A 19,829-nucleotide genomic window follows, 5' to 3' on the forward strand; every position below is an offset into this window, starting at 1 on the left:
TCGGGGGATTGCGAGACGGATCAGGCAGAGCGGCGGGGCGAACGTCGGGCGTCGGTCACGAGCCTCTCGAAGGCGGCGCGGGCCCGGTGCTCCGACGCCTTGTCGCGCATCAAGCGGCTGAGCGCGTGGGAGCCGGACGCGATGGCATAGGCCTCGAAGGCGAACTGCGCCAGGTCGAGGTCCGAGCGGAAGTGGCCCTCTTCGACGGCGATGCGCGCGGCGGTGGCGAGCGTGGCCAGCCAGTCTTTCTGCGACGCGACGAGCGCGTCGCGCGCCGGACCGGGCTTGTCGTCCAACTCGGCCGCGGCGGCGTGGAAGACGCAGCCGCCTGGCATGAAGTCCTGCTCTGTCCAGACGAACCACCGATCGATGAGCGCGCGCACGCGCGGCTCGCCGCGCGGCTCGCGCAGCGCGGGCGCGACCACGACGTCGACGAAGCGGCGCTTGGCCTCTTCGAGGATGGCGACGTCCAGGTTTTCCTTGGAGCTGAAGTGCGCGAAGAGGCCGCTCTTCGACATCTTCACGCGCTCGGCCAGGGCGCCGACGGTCACGCCCGAGAGCCCGACCTCGCTCGCCAGCGCCAGCGCCTCGGCCAGGATGGCCTGCCGGGTATCTTCGCCTTTCGCCACCTCGATTGGATAGAACGACCGTTCTATTTTGTCAAGCGACGGGGCAGCCGACCCAGGTTGGGGCTGACGGGGCAGCCGACCCAGGTTGGGGCCGACGGCCGTTCATGCAGCGCCTGCTCCCCGCGAGGGGCGCCCGCCCGATCAGAGCCCTCCGAGCGTGGTCGTCGCCACGCACCGACCGTTCCTGCACGTCGCGCCCACGGCGCGCTCGAAGGCGCAGCCGACGACCGGGCAGCGCGGCGGGCGCGTGCAGGTCTTCTCGAAATTCGCCTCGAACACGGCGCGATGGTCGCGGTGGATCGCGTGCTGGCACCCGCACGGCCACCCGCAACAACCCGCGGGCTCCGGGCACGACAGCACGCAGTCGGTGGGGCTCTGGCAAGCATAAGGGTCGCTCGACGCGGGCGTGCTCCGCGAGGGGACGGAGGGCGGCGGGGGGCTCGGCGGCGACTGAGGGCGCGCAGCCCCAGGCACATCGAGGACGGCCTCCGCGGTGCAGACGGGCACGTTCGCGGTGCGCACGCCGGCGCGCACCACGTGCTGGCCTGGCGGCAGCGCCGAGGTGCACGGAGGCGCGCCTCGGAGCGCGATCGTCGCTTCCGCGATCGGCCGCGCCTCGCCGGGGCCAAGCTCGATACGACGCGCCGAGCTCACGCCCAGGCACGGCCCCGCGTTGCACGTCCCATAATAGTCGTAGCCCGGCCCGAGCCCCTCGAGCTCGACGAGCCCGTTCGGGCATCGGTCGGGCAGCTCGAGCGCGAGCGGCTGCCCGGTCGCGTTCTCGGCCACCACGCGGAGCAGCCGTCGCTCGCCGGCGACCGGCGAGACGTCCAGGCGGAGCCTCACCGCGCATCGAAACCCGTGCGCGCCGCCCGGATCGATCATGACCGGGATGACCGGCAGGGCCGGAGGCGCGTAGGGCTCCGGCGGCTCTTCCGGCGCAGACGCTCCGGCGCTCTCACCGGCGTCGGGGCCGCCCGCATGGGGGCCGCCCATATAAACCACGCGGCCCGGCGGGCGTTCTTGACCGCACCCCAAGGCCGAGGAGAGGATGAGCAGCGAGAGGATACGACGAGTCGATTGATTGATAAGCATCAGCGCCTCTTCGCCCGGCCGACGAGCGGGCCGCCGCGCGCGCCCGTGCGGCCGCCGCCGGCAGCCCCGATTGAGGCTGCCCGCCGCTCGGTTCGTCGTGTTCGACGCGAGCATACCATGAGCGGGGCGCGGGCCGGGGCGCCGATCACCGCCTCGGCTGGCCGCGAGCCGGTCTCCTCGACGATCGCCTGCATTGCCGGCGCACGCTACGCGCGCTTCGCCAGGTAGGCATCGACCAGCTCGATCAGCCGTGCCCGGCCGAAGCTGGGGTCGTGGCCTGCATGCACGATCTGCACTGGGAGCTCCCGCAACCGCTTCATGGTGCGGACGTAGGCGGGAATGTCTGCGCCCTCGATCTCATCCAGCAGCGGCCCGTCGTAGATCGCATCGCCCGAGAACAAGGTTCCGGTCGCCGCCTCCCACAGACCGATGCTGCCCGGCGAGTGACCGGGCAGGTGCAGCACCTCGAAGTGACGGTCGCCGAGATCCACGACGTCGCCTTCGGCGACGACCTCCGTGACCGGCGCGTCATGCAGGGCGTAGCTTGCCATGTCGTACTCCGCGTGGGGCAGGGCGGTGATCAAATCGCCCTCGATCGGATAGCCAGCGTCGCCCAGCTTGCGGATCTCCTCGGCGCCCATCACCGAGGCCAGCAAGGTGCCGCGGTCGGTCGGCGAGCGCAGGTTCTCCGCCTCGAGATCATGCACCAAGGCGTGCTCGAATTCATGGTGGCTGCCCACATGATCGGTGTGGGTGTGTGTCGCGACCGCCGTCACCGGCTTGTCGATCAGGTGCTTTATGGCCTCCCGCAGGCTGACGATGCCCATACCCGTGTCGATCATCAGGTCGCGATCGCGACCGCGCACATGCCAGATGTTGCAGCGCATCAGCGGCACCACGTGCGGCTCGATCAGCAGCGTGACGTCATCGCTGACGCGCGTGATCTCGAACCAGCGGTCGGCGATCGGCAAAGTGGCCATGCGTTTCGGTGGTGGCCTAATCTGAACATGAAGGCGGTAAGGCGGGAAGAAAAGATCGATGATCTTCCCGCTTTACCACCTTTGTGTGAATCACTCCGGGGCAAATTAGGCCACCACCGGGGGCGGGAGCGTTCCTCGTCGTCCGCCTCTGCGAGGGGGACGCCGTCCTCGTCGAGGCGCACAGAGGTGCCGCCGAAGAGCGACAGTTGCATGCACGCTTCGAGCGGGGAGAGCTCGGGGACCTCGTTGGAGCGCTCCTCGCTCGGCCGGTCGTCCACGGTTACCAGCTCCTGGTCACCCCGCCGTTCCGGTTACCACGTACCCTGGTAACCGCCCCGTTGCGATGCGCACAATCCATTGAAATTCAATGACTTGGCGCGATGGCCCGAGAGCTGCTTCAGGGGCTGGCAGGAGACCTTACCATGGTAACCGAACCGACATCCCACCGCCTCACGCTTCCCATTCTCCTCGCCACCCTGATCGCCGCGTGCGCCGGAACGTCCGACGGCGGCAGCTCGACCGGCGACGCGCCGGCCGATCCGCCCGGTCCAGCGCCTCACGATGAGGTCCCCGCCGACCAGGAGGCCGCGCCCGCTGTGCCTCCGGCGCCGGATCTCGCGTACCCCGGCAAGGGTTTCATCGTCCACGAATGGGGCACCGACACCGTGGTCGTCGGCTCCGACGGCTCGCTTCAACCGGGGCTGCACCACGAAGAGGAGGACCTCCCCGCCTTCGTCTATGACCGGCTCGAAGCCGGCACGCTCGATGGCTCGATCTCGACGAGCGTCAACGTGAAGATGGAGACGCCGGTAACTTACTTCTACGCCGAGGAGCCGCTCACCGCGCACGTCCAGATAGCGTTCCGCAAAGGGATCTTCACGCAGTGGTACCCCGCCGTCCGCGAGTTTTACCCGCCCATCATCGCGCCCAACACCGTTGCTGGCGTGACGACGTACGCGGACCCGGCGTTCGACCCCGAGTTCCCCTTTGGCTCGCCGAGGTGCTCGGAGATGTACGGCCTGAACGCGAACGGCCTCCTCCAGTGGAGTACGTTCGAGATCCTCGGGCGCGACAGCGACGTCCCTCTGCCCGAGGCGCCGCTCGATCGGTTCACGTGGGCCCACGCGCGCCAGGTCGGCGCCAACCCGCTCCGCGTCGCAGGCGTGCCCGGCGCGACGGAGGCGCCCCAGCACGAGCGCTTCCTGTTCTATCGAGGGCTCGGCAACTTCGACCTGCCCGTCCGCGTGACGGCCGGCACCGGCGGGGCGATCTCCGCCGAGAACACCCTCGACGAGGCGATCGGCGCCGTCTTCGTCCTCAACGTCGGCGCCTCGACGGGGGCGTTCGTCGCGCACCCCCAGGGCATCGCCACGGGCGGCACGCTCGTCGAGCGCGCCCCCTCGCTCGACGGAGCGCCGCCCCTCGACGAGTTCGTCGAGTCGCTCGGCGCGAGCATGATCGACGCCCTCGACGCGACCGGCCTGTACCACGACGAGGCCGTCGCCATGGTGAACACCTGGAAGCGCCAGTGGTTCCGGACGCCCGGCGTCCGGGTGCTCTACCTCGCTCCGGAGGCGTGGACCGACGCCTCGATCCCGATCACCATCGCTCCCACGCCTGCCGATGTCGTGCGCGTCATGATGCTCCGCGTCGAGGTGCTCTCGCCCGAGATGGAGGCAGCGGACGTCGGCGCGGCGAGGCGGCTCGCAGATCCGTCCATCGCCGGCGACGCCGCGCGCCACTTCGACGATCTCGGGCGCTTCGCCGAGCCGCGCCTCCGCCGCGCGCTCTCGCTCCTCGGCGAGCCCGCGTACGGCGAGCCCCTGCTCGCCCGCATCGCCGCCGGAGCGACGGCGAGCGCCGCGCGCGAGTAACCTCTCCGCCATGCACGCCCCGCGGCGCGAGCCCTTCGTGGCCCATGCTCGGTACGAGCCGGGCGAGATCCTCGGGCAGGGGGCGCAGGGCGTCGTGGGGCGCGTGATCGACCGCGAGGCGCGGGGGCGCGAGCTCGTCGCGAAGGTGTTCCGTCAGGGCGCCTTCCGCGAGGACACCCTGCTCGGCGAGTTCGCGCTGCTCGCGCGCCTGCGCGTCCCCGGCGTGGTGCGGGCGCACGATCTCGGGCGGGACGAGCGGACGGGAGCGCCCTTCCTCGTGGAGGAGTACGTGGCCGGCGACGACGCCGCGGCGTGGGTGCAGGGGGCCCCGGCCGGCGAGCGCCCGGCGCGGCTCGCGGGCGTGCTCGCCGGCGTCGCGAGGACGCTCGCCGCCCTGCACGACGCGGGGTTCGTGCACAGCGATCTCAAGCCGGCGCACGTCCGGATGCGGCCCCTCGGCGGGGGCGGCGCCGAGGCCGTGCTCCTCGACCTCGGGGCGGCGGTCTCGAGGGCGCGCGCGCCGGGCGGCGCCGTCGCGTTCACCTCGGCTTTCGCCGCGCCCGAGCTGCTCGCCGGGGGCGCGCCGTCGGCCGCGTCCGACCTCTACAGCCTGGGGGCGCTCGCGTGGTGCTCGGCCGCGGGCCGCCCGCCCGGGCCCTTTCGCGCGCGGCGCCCGCTGCGCGACGCCGCGTCGTGGGTCCAGCCGAGCGTGGCCGAGGTGGTCGAGGCGCTGCTCGCGCTGCACCCGCGAGACCGCCCTGCCGAGGCCCGCGAGGTGCTCCGGCAGCTCGGCGTCGCGGCCGCGGAGGCGGGCATCGCCGTGGGGGCGCCGCCCGCGCCCATCGGGCGGGAGCGCGAGCTCGAGGCGCTGCAGCAGACGCCGTCACCGTCAGGCCGCGTGCGCTACGTCACGGGGCCGAGCGGCGCCGGCAAGAGCCACCTCGGGCGCGAGCTCGTGACGCGGGCGCTGCTCGCCGGGCGGAGCGCCCGGTACGTGGCGTTCCCGCGCGAGGCCGACCCGCTCCTGCTGCGGCTCATCGCGTTCTTCCGGGGCGCCGAGCGGGCGCCGCCGTTCGTGACGCCGCCCGGCGGCGGGCCCCCGCTCCTGCTCTTGCTGGACGACCTGGACCAGGCCCCGGCCGAGCTCCGCGCCGCGCTCGACGCGTACCGGTGCCGGCCGGCGGCGCCCGGCGGCGCGGCGATCGAGGTGGTCGCGACGGCCCGGAGCGCGCCCGAGGGCGCGGCGTGCGTGGCGCTCGGGCCGCTCAGCGACGCGAGCTTCGGCGCGCTGTGCCGCGCGCTCGGCGTGGACGACGAGGCGAGCGTGCGAGCGGCCGCCGTGGCGTCGGGGAAGAACCCGGGGTGGCTCTTCGCGTCGCTCGGCCGCGTGCCGCTCACGAAGGACACGGCGATCGAGCGCGTGCGCGGGCTGTCGGCCGACGCCTGCGCGACGCTCGCCGCGATCGCGATCGCGGGCGGCGCCCTGCCCGAGGCGCGCTGCTCTCTCGGGTTCGGGCGCGGCGGCCGGGCGGACGCGCGGGGCGGCGGGCGGCCGCGCGCCTCCGGCGAGCGAGCCCTCGGCGAGCTGCTCGCGGGCGCGCTGATCGCGAGGCGGGAGGCGGCGGCCGGCGCGCTCACCACGCTGTCCGCTCCCGCCCTGGCGAGGGATCTCGCCGCGGCGCTCGCCACGCCGGAGGTCGCCGAGGAGGTCGCCGCGGCGCTGCTCGCGGATCCCGGCGCGCCTGCGTCGGCGCTCCTCTCGGCGGCGGCGGCGCCGTGCACGAAGGCCCGGCGCGCGCAGCTCCACGAGCGGGCCGCGGCGCAGGCGCGCGAGGCCGGGCTGCGGTCGGAGGAGATCGAGGCGCTGCTCGCGCTCGGCGAGGACGCGGACCGGAGGACCCCGGCGCTCCTCTGCAGGCTCGAGCGGCTGACGCGCGACGCGGGCGTGGGCGCGGCGCACCCGCAGGTCGTGGCGTGGCTCGACGAGGCGGCGCAGCGCGACGAGCGGGTGCTCGTGCTCGCGCTGCGGCGGCGCGCGGAGAAGCGCGCGCGGGATGGGGACGCGACGGCGGCGAAGGAGCAGGCGCTCGCGGCGCTCGCGGCGGCTCGGCGGCTCGGCGGCGGGGCGGCCGAGGCGTTCGCGCTGTCGACGCTGGGGCTCGTGGCGCTGATGCGCGCCGACTGGGGCGAGGCGGAGGCGTGGCTCGCGGGGGCGCAGGCGAAGCTGCCCTCGGCGGGCGAGCGCGTGGACGACGTGGAAGGCGAGCGCGTGGACGACGTGGAAGAGGTGGCGCGGATCCACCACAACGCGGGCATCGTCGCCCTGTACCGCGGCCAGGTGGACGGCGCGGTGCGGACGTTCGAGGCGTCGCTCGCGGTCAAGCGGACCCTCGGGGACCGCGCCGGCATGCGCTCGTGCCTGATGAACCTCGGGATCGCGCTCGGGAAGGCGTCGCGCTACGAGGAGGCCTTCGGCGCGCTCGACGAGGCGATGCGCCTCGCGCGGTCGCTGGGGCAGGTGGCGGGGCGCGGCTGGTGCCTGTCGGCGCGCGCGGACATCGAGGTGCGCCGCGGCGACGCGCGCGCGGCGGAGCGCTGCATCGAGGAGGCGTGGGCGCTCGCGGCGTCGCTCCCTGCGGCGATCCAGGCCGATCTGGTGATCGCGCGGGCGAACGTGGCGTTGCTCGACGGCGACGGGCGGCGGGCGCTCGCGGCGCTCGCGGCGCTGGACCCGGGCGTGCGGGCGAGCGACCCGCTGGTGGACGCGCGGGCCCAGGTGGCGGAGGCGCAGGCGTACCTCACCAGGCTGCCGGCGGAGCCCCGGCGGGCGGCGCGGGGGGCGATCCGGGCCGCGCGGCGGGCGCGCGCGGCGATGCTCGCGGAGGTGGAGGCGCAGGCGCTCGACGTGCTGCGCTCGGCGCGGCCCGGCGCACGGCGGGCGCCGGCCGCGGCGACGGCGCGGGGCGGCGCGCATGGGGCGCAGGGGGCACCGGCGGCGGGGCAGGGCGCGCCGGCGGCGGGCGGCGCGTATGCTGGCCCAGGCATGACGGCGGCGGCGAGCGGAGAGGACGGCGCGCTCTGGGCGTGGCTCGCGTCGGTGGCGACCGCGGACGGCGCCGCGGAGGCCGCGGTCGGGCTCGCGCGCGCCCTCGTGCAGCAGTCGGGGGCCGAGCGCGCGCTGCTCGCCGTGGTCGACGAGCAGGGGCGGGTGGTCGCGGCCTGGGGCGCCGACCTCGACGGGCTGGAGATCGCCGAGGCGGCGCGGCGCATCCCGCCCGACCTGGCGCAGCTCGCGCTGAGCCAGGCCGCGCCCGTCCACTACCAGCGCGACGTGGAGACGCCGGGCGGCCGCGGCTCGCGGCTCGTGCTGCGCGTCGGCGCAGACCACGCCTCGATGGGCGGGCGCGCCCTGGCGGCGAGCGCGGCCTCGCCAGGTCCGGCGCTCCCCGGGCCTCCGCGCGCGCTCATCGTGGTCGAGCACCGGTTCCGCCCGGCGTGCTTCGACGCCGTCACGGAGGCGCGGGCCGCTCGCTGGGCGTCGCTCGCGGGGCTCTTCCTGCGGCTCTTCGCCCGCCCCGGCGCGCCGGAAGAGCCCCGCCGCGAAGGCCCGGCGCCTCCCTGCCTCGCCTCGCTCGCGGAGCCCGCGCCCGATCTCCGGCGCGCCGACACGACCGTCGTGCCCGCGGCCCAGCCGCGGAGGAGCTTCCCCGACATCCTGGGCCAGAGCGCCGCGCTGGGCCGGGCGCTCGCGCGCCTCGACGCGGCCATCGACAGCGATCTGCCCGTGCTCCTCGCGGGCGAGACCGGCACGGGCAAGGAGCTCTTCGCCCGCGCGCTCCACGATCTCGGCCCGCGCCGTTCGCGCGAGCTCGTCGCGATCAACTGCGGCGCCGTACCCGACGCGCTCTTCGAGGCGGAGCTCTTCGGCCACGCGCGGGCCTCGTTCACGGGGGCCGAGCGCGCGCGCCCCGGCCTTCTCGCCCGGGCCGAGGGCGGCACGCTCTTCCTCGACGAGCTGGGGGAGCTGCCGCTCGCGCGGCAGGCGGTGCTGCTGCGGGCGCTGGAGTCACGGCGCTATCGCCCGGTGGGCAGCGACGACGAGCGGCCGTTCGACGTGCGGATCGTCGCGGCCACGAACCGGGATCTCGCGCAGGCGGTCGCCGAGCGGGCGTTCCGGCAGGACCTGCTCTTCCGGGTGAACGCCATCGAGATCCACCTGCCGCCGCTCCGCGACCGGGAGGGCGACGTGCCGCTGCTGCTCGCCGGGTATCTGGGTCGGACGGGCGCCCCCATCGAGATCGCGCCGCGCGCGCTCGCGGCGCTCGATGCCTACGCGTGGCCCGGCAACGTGCGGGAGCTCGCGCACCTGGTCCAGCGCCTGGCCGCGCTGGGCGTGCGCCGCGTCGAGCTGGAGCACCTCCCGCGGGGGATGCGGGCGAGCGCGCTGCGGGCGAGCGCGCGCCGGACGCCCGACGCCGCCGAGCGCCCCGCGTCACCGGCCCGGCCGCCGATGGCCGGACCCGCCCCGCCGCCGGCCGCGGGGCGGGGAAACCCGGGCGAGGCGCGCCACGCGCTGGCCGAGGACGACGAGCGCGAGCCGATCCGGCGCGCGCTCGCGGAGACCGGCGGGAACATCAGCCGCGCGGCCGAGCGCCTCGGCATCACGCGCCACGGTCTGAAGAAGCGCATGGCGCGCCTCGGCATGCGCGCTCCCTCCGGATCGCAGAGGAAAGCGGAGTGAATCCCCTCGCGAAGGTGCCGCTGACAGAGAGGCAAGCAAACGCAGCAGTGGAGGACTCTTTATGAAGGGCAGCGGTTCCGGAGCACTGAACACATCGAGGCTCGAGGAGGAGCACCGACAGGGCCGCGCGGCAGGAGAAGCGGTCTTTCCGATCTCCCCGCGCCCCTGCCATCGAGGACCGAGCTCGCGCCGTGGGTGGAGCGGGCGGTTCGCGCTCGCGCTGCTCGTCGCGGGCTGCTCGCCTGCGGCCGTCGACGGATCGCCGGCGCTCCTGCCGGACGGCGGAGGCGGCGCCCCCGCCGCGCCGCCCTCGCCCGCCGCGTGTGATGCCTCCGCGGCCGACGGCGTCGCCGTCTTCGCCTCGAGCGTCGACACAGGCGCCCCGCAGGCGCCCGGAGCTCCCCCCTACGCGATCGACGGCTGCTTGCTGGCCTACGTCGCGCCGCGCGAGGCCGGCGACGTGAGCGGCGCCCTGAGGCTGCGTGATCTCGGTACGGGCGAAGAGCTCCTCCTCGCGCCGGCCGCCGAGACGCCGCGCCGGCCTGCGCTCGCCGGCGACGTCGTGGTCTGGGAGGCGACGGACCAGGGAGCACGCGTGGTGCGCGTGCGCCGGGGTGGCCAGACGCAGACGATCCGCGGCCCGTTCGATCACGCGGGCGAGCCGCGCGTGGAGGGAGACGCCGTGGTGCTGACGGGCTGGCTGACCGCGGACGAGAGCGGCGACACGGACGTGTTCCTGTACGAGATCGGCCAGGCGGAGGCGGTCCAGATCGCGTCCGGCCCGGGGCAGCAGCGTTTCCCGGACATCTCGGCGACGCACGTCGCCTTCGCTGACTTCTCCGAGGATCCCGACGGCCGCTTCGACGAGGACGCGCGCGATCTCGCGGACATCGTGGTCTATGACCGGCGCACGAGGCGCGCTATCCCGCGCTCCCGGGAAGGCAAACAGTCCTTCCCGATGCTCGGCGCCGGAGAGAGGGGGGTGGCTTATCTCGAATGGGCGCCGTTTCATCCGGAGCCCAAGTTCGAGCAGTTCGATCTGCGGATCGGGGACATCACCGCGCCTGCGGACGGCGACGCCCTGGCCGCGAGCATCGAGCAGTCGGGCCGGCCGTACGTGCTTCCCGAGGTCCGCGGCGAGCTCATCGAGTGGGTGGAGCGGCCTGCGGACGGCAATGCGTCCTTGCGGCGGAGGCCGGCCGATCTCTCGGCGCCGGCGGCCGAGGTCCCCGGGCTCTCGGCGTTCGAGCTGTTCGGGCCGTCGGCTTCTGCGACGATCACCGTGGTCGCGGCGCGCTCGCCGGGAGGCGAGCTGGAGCTCCGCGGCGTCGCGCGGTGATCCGGTGGGCGCAGGCCAGCCACGCTGCGACGCGGTGCAGGTCCGGGAACGCTACCTCCGGGCGGGACGGGCCTTGCGAGGGGAGTCGGCGTCGGGCGCCCGCGATCACCGAAGTGATCCGAGCGCCCCCACGCCTGCCGAGCTACTTCTTCGCAGCGGCAGCCGGCGCCGCGGCCGGCGCCTTCCCAGCAGCAGGAGCGGCAGCCGGCGCCGCGGCCGGCGCCTTCCCAGCAGCAGGAGCGGCAGGAGCGGCAGCCGGCGCCGCGGCCTGCGCCTGCGGCGTGATGATGCGGAATTTCCCGCTCAGGTGCAGCAGCGACATCGTGTACAGCATGCCGTCGTAGTACCGCCACTTGCCGGTAGGCGCCTCGCGCTGATACAGCTCTTCGACGAAGCGCCAGGCCCGCGGATGGGTAGCGGCAAGCGCCGCGACGGCGTTCGCCGCCACGAGCCCGAGCGAGTCGTAGTCGACGGTGGGCTTGCCCTCGAGGGTGAAGTTGCCCTTGTACTTGGGGCCCTGCGCCTCGAAGAACGCGAGGAGGCGATCGCTCAGCTCGGTCTGCCGCGGATCCTTCGCCCACCACGCCGCGTCCACCGACCAGTTCATCGCGGTGCGGAACGCGTCCTGACGGAAGTTGGCGGTCCCCGCGTCCCATGAGGCGCCCTTGGGGGTGCCATCGAAGTTGGCGTAATCCGGAGCGAGCCCGGTCTTCGGATGGGTCGTCTTGACGAAGTAATCGCGGCTCACCTTGGCCGCCTCGGCCCAGAACGCGCGGTCGGCCTCGGGGCCCCAGGCCGCCCAGAGGTCGTAGAACGCCGGCAGGTGATACGACGGATCGGTGTGATCGCCGTTCTTCGCGAAGTTGTCCGCGTCGGGCGTGAACCGCACCATCTTGTGCTCGGTGTTGAAGAGCGAGTGCAGCGTCGTCTTGCGCTTGTCCTTGTTGACCGGCCCGGTGATCGGCTTCCGGTTCTTCATCGCGTCGAGGATGCTGATGGCTTCCTTCTTGTAGTCGTAGATCCCCTTGCCGTTCCCCCAGCGGTTCGACGCGAACAAGAGCGCCGTGGCGAAATACTCCTCCGCGTCGGGGGCGGGATTCTCATCCATGGCCGTGCCGTCCGGGCGCATCTGCCACGAGAAGTAGCCGAAGCCGGGGTGCTTCGGATCCGCGTGGTACATGTGGGACTTGGCCCAGTTCCACAGGGCGTCGAAGTCGTCTTTGCGATCGACCTGCACGGCGATCATCATGCCGTACGACATCCCCTCGGAGCGGACGTCGTTGTTGCCGATGTCCATGATGTACGCCTTGGGGCCGTTCGCGTTCTTTCCCGCCGGGAACAGGACGGCCTGCTCCTTGGGATCGCCGTGGAACAGCTGCTCGTAGGCCTTCGCGATCTTCGCGTCGATCTCGGCGGGCTTGTGTCCCAGCTCGGCGAACAGGTTGCGATACTCCCCCGTGGCGAACGCTCCCTTGGCAGCGGGCTTGAGCGGCGGACCGAGGGGCGCGGGCTCCGCCGGGGCGGGCGTCTGGGCCGCGGCGCTCGGGCTCGCGGTGCTGGCCGGAGCGGCGCTGCCGGCCGGGTTCGTGGAGCTCGCCGGATCGGGCGAGCCGACCTGGGTGCCTTGGTTGCTGGGCGCGCAGGCGATCACCGTGACCGCAAACCATGCCGATGCGACGGGAGACGTTAGCATTCGCAAGTTCATCGCTGTCCTCGTGTTCGAGCTCGCATCCTCTGAGGACGCGCTCGGCGTGGACATCGTTGGGCGATGTCCACGTAATGACGCTGGTGGGCGAGAAGGAAATCCAACCGCTCGGAGGCGTCAAGTCCCAACTGCCGGGCCTGCCTCGGGGTGAGAGGACACCGTGACAACCGCGATCCGGCTCTTCTGGAAAAGTCGCGTGATCCCAGCATCTTTTCATGTGTCGAAGGGAGCCGTCTTCACGCCACAGCGCTGCTCGCTCACGGGTCGCCGTGATCGACGTTCACACGCCCCGAAGCGGCGCCGCTGGACCGGGCGCGGCTACGCCCCGAGCTCCGCGAGCGACCGGCAGACGCGGCGGAGCCGGTCGCGCAGCCACCGGTGCGCCGGGTCGGCGTCGAAGCGGGGGTGCCACGCCTGCGAGATGGTGATGGCCGGCGTGGTCACGGGCAGCGGGAACGTGACGAGATCGAAGCGCGGGGCGGCGTGCGCGAGCCATTTCGACGGGAACGCGCCGACGAGGTCGGAGCTGGCGAGGAGGCACAGCGCCGCGTAATGGCCTGACGCCACGGCCGCGGTGGTCCGGGCGAGCCCTTTCTTCTTGAGGGCCTCGTCGATGGGGCCCCAGGTCTTGCCCAGCCTGGAGACGCCGAGGTGGGCGTGCTCGACGAACCGCTCCAGCGTCACCTTGCCGGACGCGAGCGGGCTGCCGCGGCGCACCACGCCCACGAAGCGGTCCTTGACGAGCGCCTGCACGCGGATCTCCGGGCCCATGTCGCCGATGATGCCGAGGTCGAGATCGATCCGGCCCTCCCGGAGCGCGGCGACGTCCTCGTCGCCCTCGGGGAGGAAGCGGACGGTGACGCCCGGGGCCTCGGCCCTCAGCGCGTCGAGGAGCGGGGCGCCGACGAGCCCGAGCATGCCGTCGCTGGTCCGGACGGCGAAGCTGCGGGTGAGCGCGGCGACGTCGAGCGCGCCCCGCTCGCGGAGGACCGCGCTGGCCGAGGCGACCACCGCGCGCACGCGCGGGCGCAGCTCCGCGGCGCGCGGCGTGGGCACGAGCCGCCGGCCGGCGCGCACGAGGATCGGGTCGCCCACGGCCTCGCGGACGCGCGCGAGCGTGCGGCTCATCGCCGAGGGGCTGAGGTGCATCCGCTTCGCGGCCAGGAGGACGCTCTCCTCCTCGAGCAGCACGTCGAGCGCGAGGAGCAGGTTCAGATCGATGGAGTGCATGGGACGCAGCAATAACTTACCGTACATGCACTGGAAGTCATGTCTGTTCGGGCGCAGGTTCGGTGTCGAACAGGGCAGCCGCGAGGGCAGGGGAGCCGTCGCCTGTGCCTGCCCGGAGGAGATTTGCCATCATGAGCACTACGCTCGATTCGCCGCGCGTTCAAAGGACCCTCGACCGCCTCTTCCAGGACGCCGACAGCGGCGATCCGGGCATCATCGCCCGCGTCCGCGCCGACTGGGAGCGCCGCGGCCCGAGCCCCGACCCCGAGACGCTCGCCCACACGCTCGCCGACGCGTATCTGCCGGTCTCCCGCGAGGTCGGGCGGCTGCTCCACCTGCTCGCCTTCGCGGCGCGAGCGCGCACGGTGGTGGAGTTCGGCACGTCGTTCGGGATCTCGACGGTGTTCCTGGCCGCGGCCATCCGCGATGGCGGCGGCGGGCGGGTGATCGGCAGCGAGCTGCACCCGGAGAAGGTGCGGCGAGCGCGCCTGAACCTCGATGAGAGCGGGCTCGGCGATCTCGTCGAGATCCGCGAGGGAGACGCGCTGGTGACGCTGCGGGACGTGGAGGGGCCGATCGATCTGGTTCTGCTGGATGGATGGAAGAACCTTTATTTGCCGGTGCTCCGGATGCTCGAGCCCCGGTTGCGGAGGGGCGCGCTCATCGTCGCGGACGATCTCGACATCGCGCCGGATGACCTGCGGCCGTACCTGGAGTACGTGCGTGGCGCGGGCAGCGGCTACGGATCGGTGGAGATCCCGCTAGGGGACAGGCTGGAGGTCTCCTGCTGGCACGGCCGCGACGGGCGCGAGCGCGAGGCGTGAGATAGGCCGCCTCGCTCCTCGCTCCTCGCGCGAGGGCGAGCAGCGCGCGGCGGCGCGTGCGCATCAATGCTTCTTCTTGCAGCCCCCGTAGCGTTCCACGCTCGCGAGGGTTGGCGGATTGCTGAAGTACGTCGCGTCATACCCGCCCGTGATGAGGACCGAGCCGTCTTGCAGCGTCGTCGCGGTGTGGAAGCCCCTCTGGGTCGGCTCGTCGATCGGGGTCCAGCTGCCGTTCGCCTCCTTGTAGATCTCCGCGCCGTCGCTGCCGACGGCCATCACGCGGCCGTGGGACATGGGCGCGACGGCGGACGCCCACGTGTGGAGGAAGTTCGGCGGCGCGGTCAACGTCCACGTGTCGCTCGCGGGATCGTAGATCTCGGCGGTCTCGCCGGCATCGACGAGGATCTCGATCTCCTCCTCGGTGCCGCCGTAGATCCTGCCGCCGCCGCCGACCACCAGCACGCGCCCGCTCGGCAGCAGCGTGGCCGTGTGCTGCATGCGGGGCAGGTTCGTCGGCGCCGCCGCCGTCCAGGCGCCCGTGGCCGGATCGTAGATCTCCACGCTGGTGCGGCCCTGGGGCATCTCGTTGCCGTTCAGCGTGTAGCCGCCGACGACGAGCACGCGCCCGTCCTGGAGCAGCGTCGCCGTATGCAGGTAGCGGGTCACCGACATCGACCCTGCGCTGGACCACGTGTTCGTGGCAGGATCGTAGAGCACGGCCTCCTTGAGGGTGCTGTCGTCGTCGCTGCCGCCCGTGCGTAATACCCGCCCGTCCGGCAGGAGGGTGAGCGCGGTATACGCGAACTCCCAACCACGGGCCGCCTCGCCGGGCGTGAGCGGGACGCTCGCCGTCGTGCCCGTGATCGGATCGTAGACAAGCCCGCCCGGGCTGAAGAGCACCCTGCCGTCCTGAAGGAGCGCCGCGCCCACGGGGGACATGGGGTAGGGCAGCGTGTGACGGGTCGTCCACGTGTCAGCGGCGGGATTGTAGAAATCGACCGTCGTGGGGTAGGGGTAATCGCCGCTGCCGCCGGCGACCAACACCTGGCCGTCCGGCATGAGCAGGGCGATGTGCCGCTCTCGCGCCTCTGGCAGCGGCGCCACGGACGACCACTCCGCGTGGACACCGACGTGGCGGCGGCACTTCTTGTGCTTCTTCGCGTGGTGGTTGGCCAGCGGCGCCGAGCTCACCTCGATCGCCGCCTCCTCGAGCACATCCGCGGCTAGGGATTCAGGCTCCGCCCCGGCACCGCAGCCGGCGACCGCGAGCGCGGCGAGGGAAAGGAAGGGGACCAGACCACGATGGCGACGACCGATGGTAAGCATGTAGGACCTCGTCAGGAGCTGGGGGAGGGGCGGCCGTCCCGCGCTGGGGACGCGCCATGGAGCGCAACAGAAGACCATATCAGATGGTCGTGTAAGCTGGAACGGGGCGCGCTTGACCGGGCGGGCGCTTTGACGTTTCGTATGCTCCGCGATGCCGAGCGTGGACTCTGTACCCCGCTCGCGCTGCCACAGGAGGTCACATGATCCGACGGATCTGGCACGGCTGGACAACCCCGGAGAACGCCGACACGTACGAGGCCCTGTTGAAGACAGAGATCTTCCCGGGAATCCTGGCGAAGCAGGTGCGAGGCTTCCGCCGCATCGAGCTGCTCCGGCGCCCGCTCGGGGACGAGGTCGAGTTCGTCACGATCATGTCGTTCGACTCGATCGAGGCCGTCAAGGCGTTCGCCGGCGAGGACCATGAGACCGCGTACGTGCCAGCGAAGGCGCGCCAGATCCTCGCGCGTTTCGATGCCCGAGCGAAGCACTACGAGCTCCGTGAGGCGCGAGAGAGCGAGGACCAGCGCGCCGGCGCAAACAGCACTGGCGATACGTGACATCTCCCGGCAGGCGTGCCGGGAGCTCTCGAGCGACGGCGCAGTCCCCAAAAGGCGCCCTGCGCTCTATATCCCTTCCCGAGGACCCCGCTGCGCCACTGCACGTCCACGGAGGCTCGTCATGACTCGCCACACGATCGCCCGACTGGTTGCACTCGCCGTGATCTCCTCCGTTTCCCCCGTGACCAGGGCCGCCGACGCTGCCGCGGGCGAGGAGTGCCTCTCGAGGAAGATCGACGCCATCGCCGGCAAGCTGGAGAACGCCGCCTTCGAGCGTGACGTGGAGCAGAAGAAGACCGATGACGTGCTCTGGTTCCACAAGGTGGGGGACATCGCCGTCATCGACAAGGTCAGGTACACCGGTCCGCCCGACCCGAGGGGCGAGGAGACCTACGGAATCGCCAACGCTCGACACCCATTCGTGGTCTGGGCTTATGTATTCGTGCCGCGAGGGCTCGACAGGTCCTTGAGGCACCCGGTCCTCCTGTTCCCGCACGGCGGCGTGCACGCAAGCTTCGACACGCAGAGCGCGCACATCGTCCGCGAGCTGATGCTGCAGGGATACGTGGTCATCGCCCCCGAGTACCGGGGTTCCACAGGATATGGCGAGGCGTATCACAAGGCCATCGACTACGGCGGGCTCGAAGTGGACGACATCGTCGAGGGGAGGAACTGGGCCGTCGCCGCGCTGCCCTTCGTCGACCCGGACCGGGTGGGAATCATCGGCTGGAGCCACGGAGGGCTCATTGCCCTGCTCGCCGCCGAGCGCTTTCCGGAGATGTTCAAGGCGGTCTATGCCGGCGTGCCGGTGACCGATCTCATTGCGCGGCTTGGCTACTCGACTCAGGATTATCGGGATCTGTTCTCTGCGCCCTATCACATCGGCAAGACACCCCACGCGGACGTGGCGGAGTACCAGCGGCGGTCGCCCATCTACCATGTCGACAAGATCTCGGCGCCGCTGCTCATCCACAGCACGACCAACGATCGGGACGTCCATGTGCTCGAAGTCGAGCACCTGATCCAGGCGCTCAAGGCAGCGGGCAAGCGCTTCGAGCACAGGATCTACGTCGACGCCCCGGGCGGGCACGCGTTCAACCGGATCGACACGCCCGCCGCTGTCGCGTCACGCAAGGAGATCTACGCGTTCCTGGCGAAGCACCTGAGACGGCGAGCCGAGCGCTCCTGACGTCGCTGGGCCGGGGAAGCCTCCTGGTCAGGCGCGCCGCTCCGCTACCGCGCCTCGACAGGGCTCGCCGCGGTGCGCAGGCGGGGACCCTCCCCACCCGCTATACCCCCACGACCGCCCTCTCCATCGCCCCCCGCGCGCTCGCCACGGCCGCAAACCGCTGCCCCAGGTACTCCGCCACCCGCACATTCTGGCTGAACACCACATTGAACCGGATATGCGGATCCCCCGCACCATCCGCCATGAACGTCGCCCCGCGGGCCAGCAGGATCTTGTTGAGGTACGCGTCCTGCACCAGCTCGTCGACGTCCACCCCGCGCGGCGCCGCGCCCCAGAGGAACAGCCCGCCTTCGCCCGGGTGGTCCAGCAGCACGCCGGCGTCGCGCAGCCGGCGCGCCGCTGCGTTCCGGGCCGCGCCGAGCTTCTGCTGCAGCCGATCGATGTGCTTGCGCCACCTGCCGGCCGACAGCACCTCCAGGAGCACGAGCTCGTTCAGCGCGCCGCTCGTCAGCACCGAATAGATCTTCTCGCGCAGCAGCGGCTTCAGCCGCCCTGGCTCGGCCGCGATGTAGCCGAGGCGCAGCGCCGGGCTCAGCGCCTTGCAGAAGCTGGAGTAATAGATGACCCCGTCCAGCCCCGAGAGCTGCGCCAGCCGCGTGGGATGCCCGGGGTGGAAGTGACCGTGCACGTCGTCCTCGGCGATGAGGACACCGTGCTGGTGCGCGATCGTCAGCACGCGGTGCAGGTTGGCGGCGCTCGATCCCCAGCCGGTCGGGTTGTGCAGCACGCTCTGGAGGAACATCAGCCTGGGCCGGTGCTCGCGGCACGCAGCTTCCAGCGCCCCCAGATCCACGCCGTCCGGCCTTCGCGCCACCGGGACGAGGCGGTAACCCGCCTGCCGCAGGCGGCCGAACAGCAGGAAATAACCCGGGTCTTCCACCAGCACCGCGTCGCCTGGCTGGAGGTAGCCCCGGCAGATCAGGTCGATCGCATGCGTGCCGCCCCAGGTCGTGAGCACGCGGCCCGCGTCGGCCGCGATGCCCTGGGAGCGCATCAGCATCGCGATGCGCTCCCGTAGCTCGGGCAGCCCCTGCGGCGGACAGCGCGCCGCCATGCCGGCGTCGTTGCGGGCGAGCGCGCGCTGGAGCACCGTCGCAGGGATGGCGTCGCTCAGCCAGCTCGCCGGCAACGCGCCGCTGCTGGCCAGCAGCACGCCGGCGCGCTGGTCGTTGGACTGCTGCGCCAGCCACACCGGTTCCTGCTCCTCGCCGGCCTCGAGCCACGCCTCGCTCGGCACGGCCGAGGCCGCCTCGCACACGAAGAACCCGGCCGTGCCGCGCGACTCGAGCAGCCCGGCCGCCACCAGCCGATCGTAGGCCGTCACCACGGTGTTGGGGCTCACGCCGAGCTGACCCGCCAGCTGGCGGATCGACGTCAGCCGCGCGCCGGGCGGCAGCTGCGCGCCCTCGATCAGCGCGCGCAGCCGCGCCTCGATCTGGTCGGCCAGGGGAACGGCGGAGTCGCGGTCGAGCGAGAACATGGGTCAACGCAGGAACAGGAGCGCCAGCACCGCCAGCGCGCCGGCCATGATGCCATTGAACAGGCGGTGCCGTCGCGGATCGGTCAGAAATCGCCGGATCGCCACGCCGAACAGCGCCCACGCCGAGGTGCACGGAAAGGTGATGACGAGGCTTACGACGGACACGAGCAGGGCGCCGCTCGCCACGCCCATGCCCGCCGGCATGAACACCGAGGCCACCGTGATCGCCTTGACCCAGCTCTTCGGGTTGACGGCCTGGAACAGCGCCCCCTGCGCGAACGACAGCGGCCGCGGCACCTCGGCGCCCTTGACCGCGGCGCCGCCGGTCAGCTTCCACGCCAGCACCAGCAGGTACAGCGCGCCGGTCACACGCAGCACGCCGTGCAGCGCCGGGTAGGCGGCGAACAGCGCGCCCAGGCCCAGGCAGGCGACGAAGGTCTGGACCCCGCCGCCCACGCTGATGCCCAGGAGATGCGGCAGCGATCCGCGGTAGCCGAAGTTGGCGCCCGAGGCGGTCAGCATCATGTTGTTCGGCCCAGGGGTGCTCGACATCACGAAGCAATAGGTCAGGAGGGGCAGCAGCTCGGTCATCGCAGATCGCTCCGGTCGGGGATGGACCGGAGCGTAAGGAGGCGGTGTTCGCCGGTGAAGGCACAGGGGACGCGCCACACGAAAGCACTGTGTCAGTCGCGCGACCGGTACAGCGAAGGGCCCGGCGCCCGGGGTGCGCATCGGACGTGGCCGCAGCTCCCGGCTGCGACGTGCCAGCAGATCCCATCGCCATCGCCATCGAGCTGGCC

14 protein-coding genes are annotated in these 19,829 nt (G+C 72.5%); 6 read left to right on the forward strand and 8 right to left on the reverse strand.

Annotation, left to right across the window (positions count from 1 at the left end):
• Positions 1-20 precede the first annotated feature (20 nt).
• The 3 genes from WMF39_RS17685 to WMF39_RS17695 all read right to left on the reverse strand — a co-directional run bounded on the left by WMF39_RS17685 (position 21) and on the right by WMF39_RS17695 (position 2,704).
• Positions 21-629 (reverse strand): TetR/AcrR family transcriptional regulator, encoded by a 609-nt coding sequence (locus WMF39_RS17685; protein WP_437746658.1) that lies wholly within the window; start codon positions 627-629, stop codon positions 21-23.
• A gap of 141 nt (positions 630-770) precedes the next feature.
• Positions 771-1,724, reverse strand: coding sequence for a hypothetical protein (locus tag WMF39_RS17690; protein ID WP_437746659.1), 954 nt, complete (start codon positions 1,722-1,724; stop codon positions 771-773).
• A gap of 206 nt (positions 1,725-1,930) precedes the next feature.
• A complete protein-coding gene (locus WMF39_RS17695) occupies positions 1,931-2,704 on the reverse strand; it encodes an MBL fold metallo-hydrolase (protein ID WP_437746660.1) in 774 nt (257 codons plus the stop codon).
• A gap of 422 nt (positions 2,705-3,126) precedes the next feature.
• Here WMF39_RS17695 and WMF39_RS17700 point away from each other — a divergent pair, with 422 nt between their 5' ends.
• The 3 genes from WMF39_RS17700 (at position 3,127) to WMF39_RS17710 (ending at position 10,658) form a co-directional block, all read left to right on the forward strand.
• Positions 3,127-4,578 carry a hypothetical protein gene (locus tag WMF39_RS17700; RefSeq protein WP_437746661.1) on the forward strand — a complete coding sequence of 484 codons (1,452 nt, stop codon included), beginning with the start codon at positions 3,127-3,129 and terminating at the stop codon, positions 4,576-4,578.
• 10 nt (positions 4,579-4,588) lie between these two features.
• Positions 4,589-9,319 carry a sigma 54-interacting transcriptional regulator gene (locus WMF39_RS17705; RefSeq protein WP_437746662.1) on the forward strand — a complete coding sequence of 1,577 codons (4,731 nt, stop codon included), beginning with the start codon at positions 4,589-4,591 and terminating at the stop codon, positions 9,317-9,319.
• A 61-nt stretch (positions 9,320-9,380) separates the two neighbouring features.
• A complete protein-coding gene (locus WMF39_RS17710; RefSeq protein ID WP_437746663.1) occupies positions 9,381-10,658 on the forward strand; it encodes a hypothetical protein in 1,278 nt (425 codons plus the stop codon).
• Positions 10,659-10,800: 142 nt separating this feature from the next.
• Here the strand turns inward: WMF39_RS17710 and WMF39_RS17715 are convergent, their stop codons facing one another.
• Together WMF39_RS17715 and WMF39_RS17720 are read right to left on the reverse strand one after the other, a co-directional pair.
• A complete protein-coding gene (locus WMF39_RS17715; protein ID WP_437746664.1) occupies positions 10,801-12,351 on the reverse strand; it encodes a glycosyl hydrolase family 8 in 1,551 nt (516 codons plus the stop codon).
• Between the two features lie 330 nt (positions 12,352-12,681).
• Entirely contained in the window at positions 12,682-13,593 is a 912-nt protein-coding gene (locus WMF39_RS17720; protein WP_437746665.1) for a LysR family transcriptional regulator, read from the reverse strand.
• 131 nt (positions 13,594-13,724) lie between these two features.
• Between WMF39_RS17720 and WMF39_RS17725 the strand changes: the two genes are divergently transcribed.
• Positions 13,725-14,417 carry an O-methyltransferase gene (locus tag WMF39_RS17725; protein ID WP_437746666.1) on the forward strand — a complete coding sequence of 231 codons (693 nt, stop codon included), beginning with the start codon at positions 13,725-13,727 and terminating at the stop codon, positions 14,415-14,417.
• 63 nt (positions 14,418-14,480) lie between these two features.
• Here the strand turns inward: WMF39_RS17725 and WMF39_RS17730 are convergent, their stop codons facing one another.
• Positions 14,481-15,743, reverse strand: coding sequence for a Kelch repeat-containing protein (locus WMF39_RS17730; protein WP_437746667.1), 1,263 nt, complete (start codon positions 15,741-15,743; stop codon positions 14,481-14,483).
• A 200-nt stretch (positions 15,744-15,943) separates the two neighbouring features.
• Between WMF39_RS17730 and WMF39_RS17735 the strand changes: the two genes are divergently transcribed.
• Together WMF39_RS17735 and WMF39_RS17740 are read left to right on the forward strand one after the other, a co-directional pair.
• Positions 15,944-16,300: an antibiotic biosynthesis monooxygenase family protein gene (locus tag WMF39_RS17735; protein WP_437746668.1), complete on the forward strand. Its 357-nt coding sequence runs from the start codon at positions 15,944-15,946 to the stop codon at positions 16,298-16,300.
• Positions 16,301-16,460: 160 nt separating this feature from the next.
• Entirely contained in the window at positions 16,461-17,489 is a 1,029-nt protein-coding gene (locus tag WMF39_RS17740) for an alpha/beta hydrolase family protein (RefSeq protein ID WP_437746669.1), read from the forward strand.
• A gap of 100 nt (positions 17,490-17,589) precedes the next feature.
• Here the strand turns inward: WMF39_RS17740 and WMF39_RS17745 are convergent, their stop codons facing one another.
• Together WMF39_RS17745 and WMF39_RS17750 are read right to left on the reverse strand one after the other, a co-directional pair.
• Positions 17,590-19,029: a PLP-dependent aminotransferase family protein gene (locus tag WMF39_RS17745; RefSeq protein ID WP_437746670.1), complete on the reverse strand. Its 1,440-nt coding sequence runs from the start codon at positions 19,027-19,029 to the stop codon at positions 17,590-17,592.
• Positions 19,030-19,032: 3 nt separating this feature from the next.
• A complete protein-coding gene (locus WMF39_RS17750; RefSeq protein ID WP_437746671.1) occupies positions 19,033-19,620 on the reverse strand; it encodes a LysE family translocator in 588 nt (195 codons plus the stop codon).
• Between the last annotated feature and the right edge of the window lie 209 nt (positions 19,621-19,829).

This window comes from Sorangium sp. So ce1504 (assembly GCF_051521635.1).
Lineage (GTDB): Bacteria > Myxococcota_A > Polyangia > Polyangiales > Polyangiaceae > Sorangium > Sorangium cellulosum_B.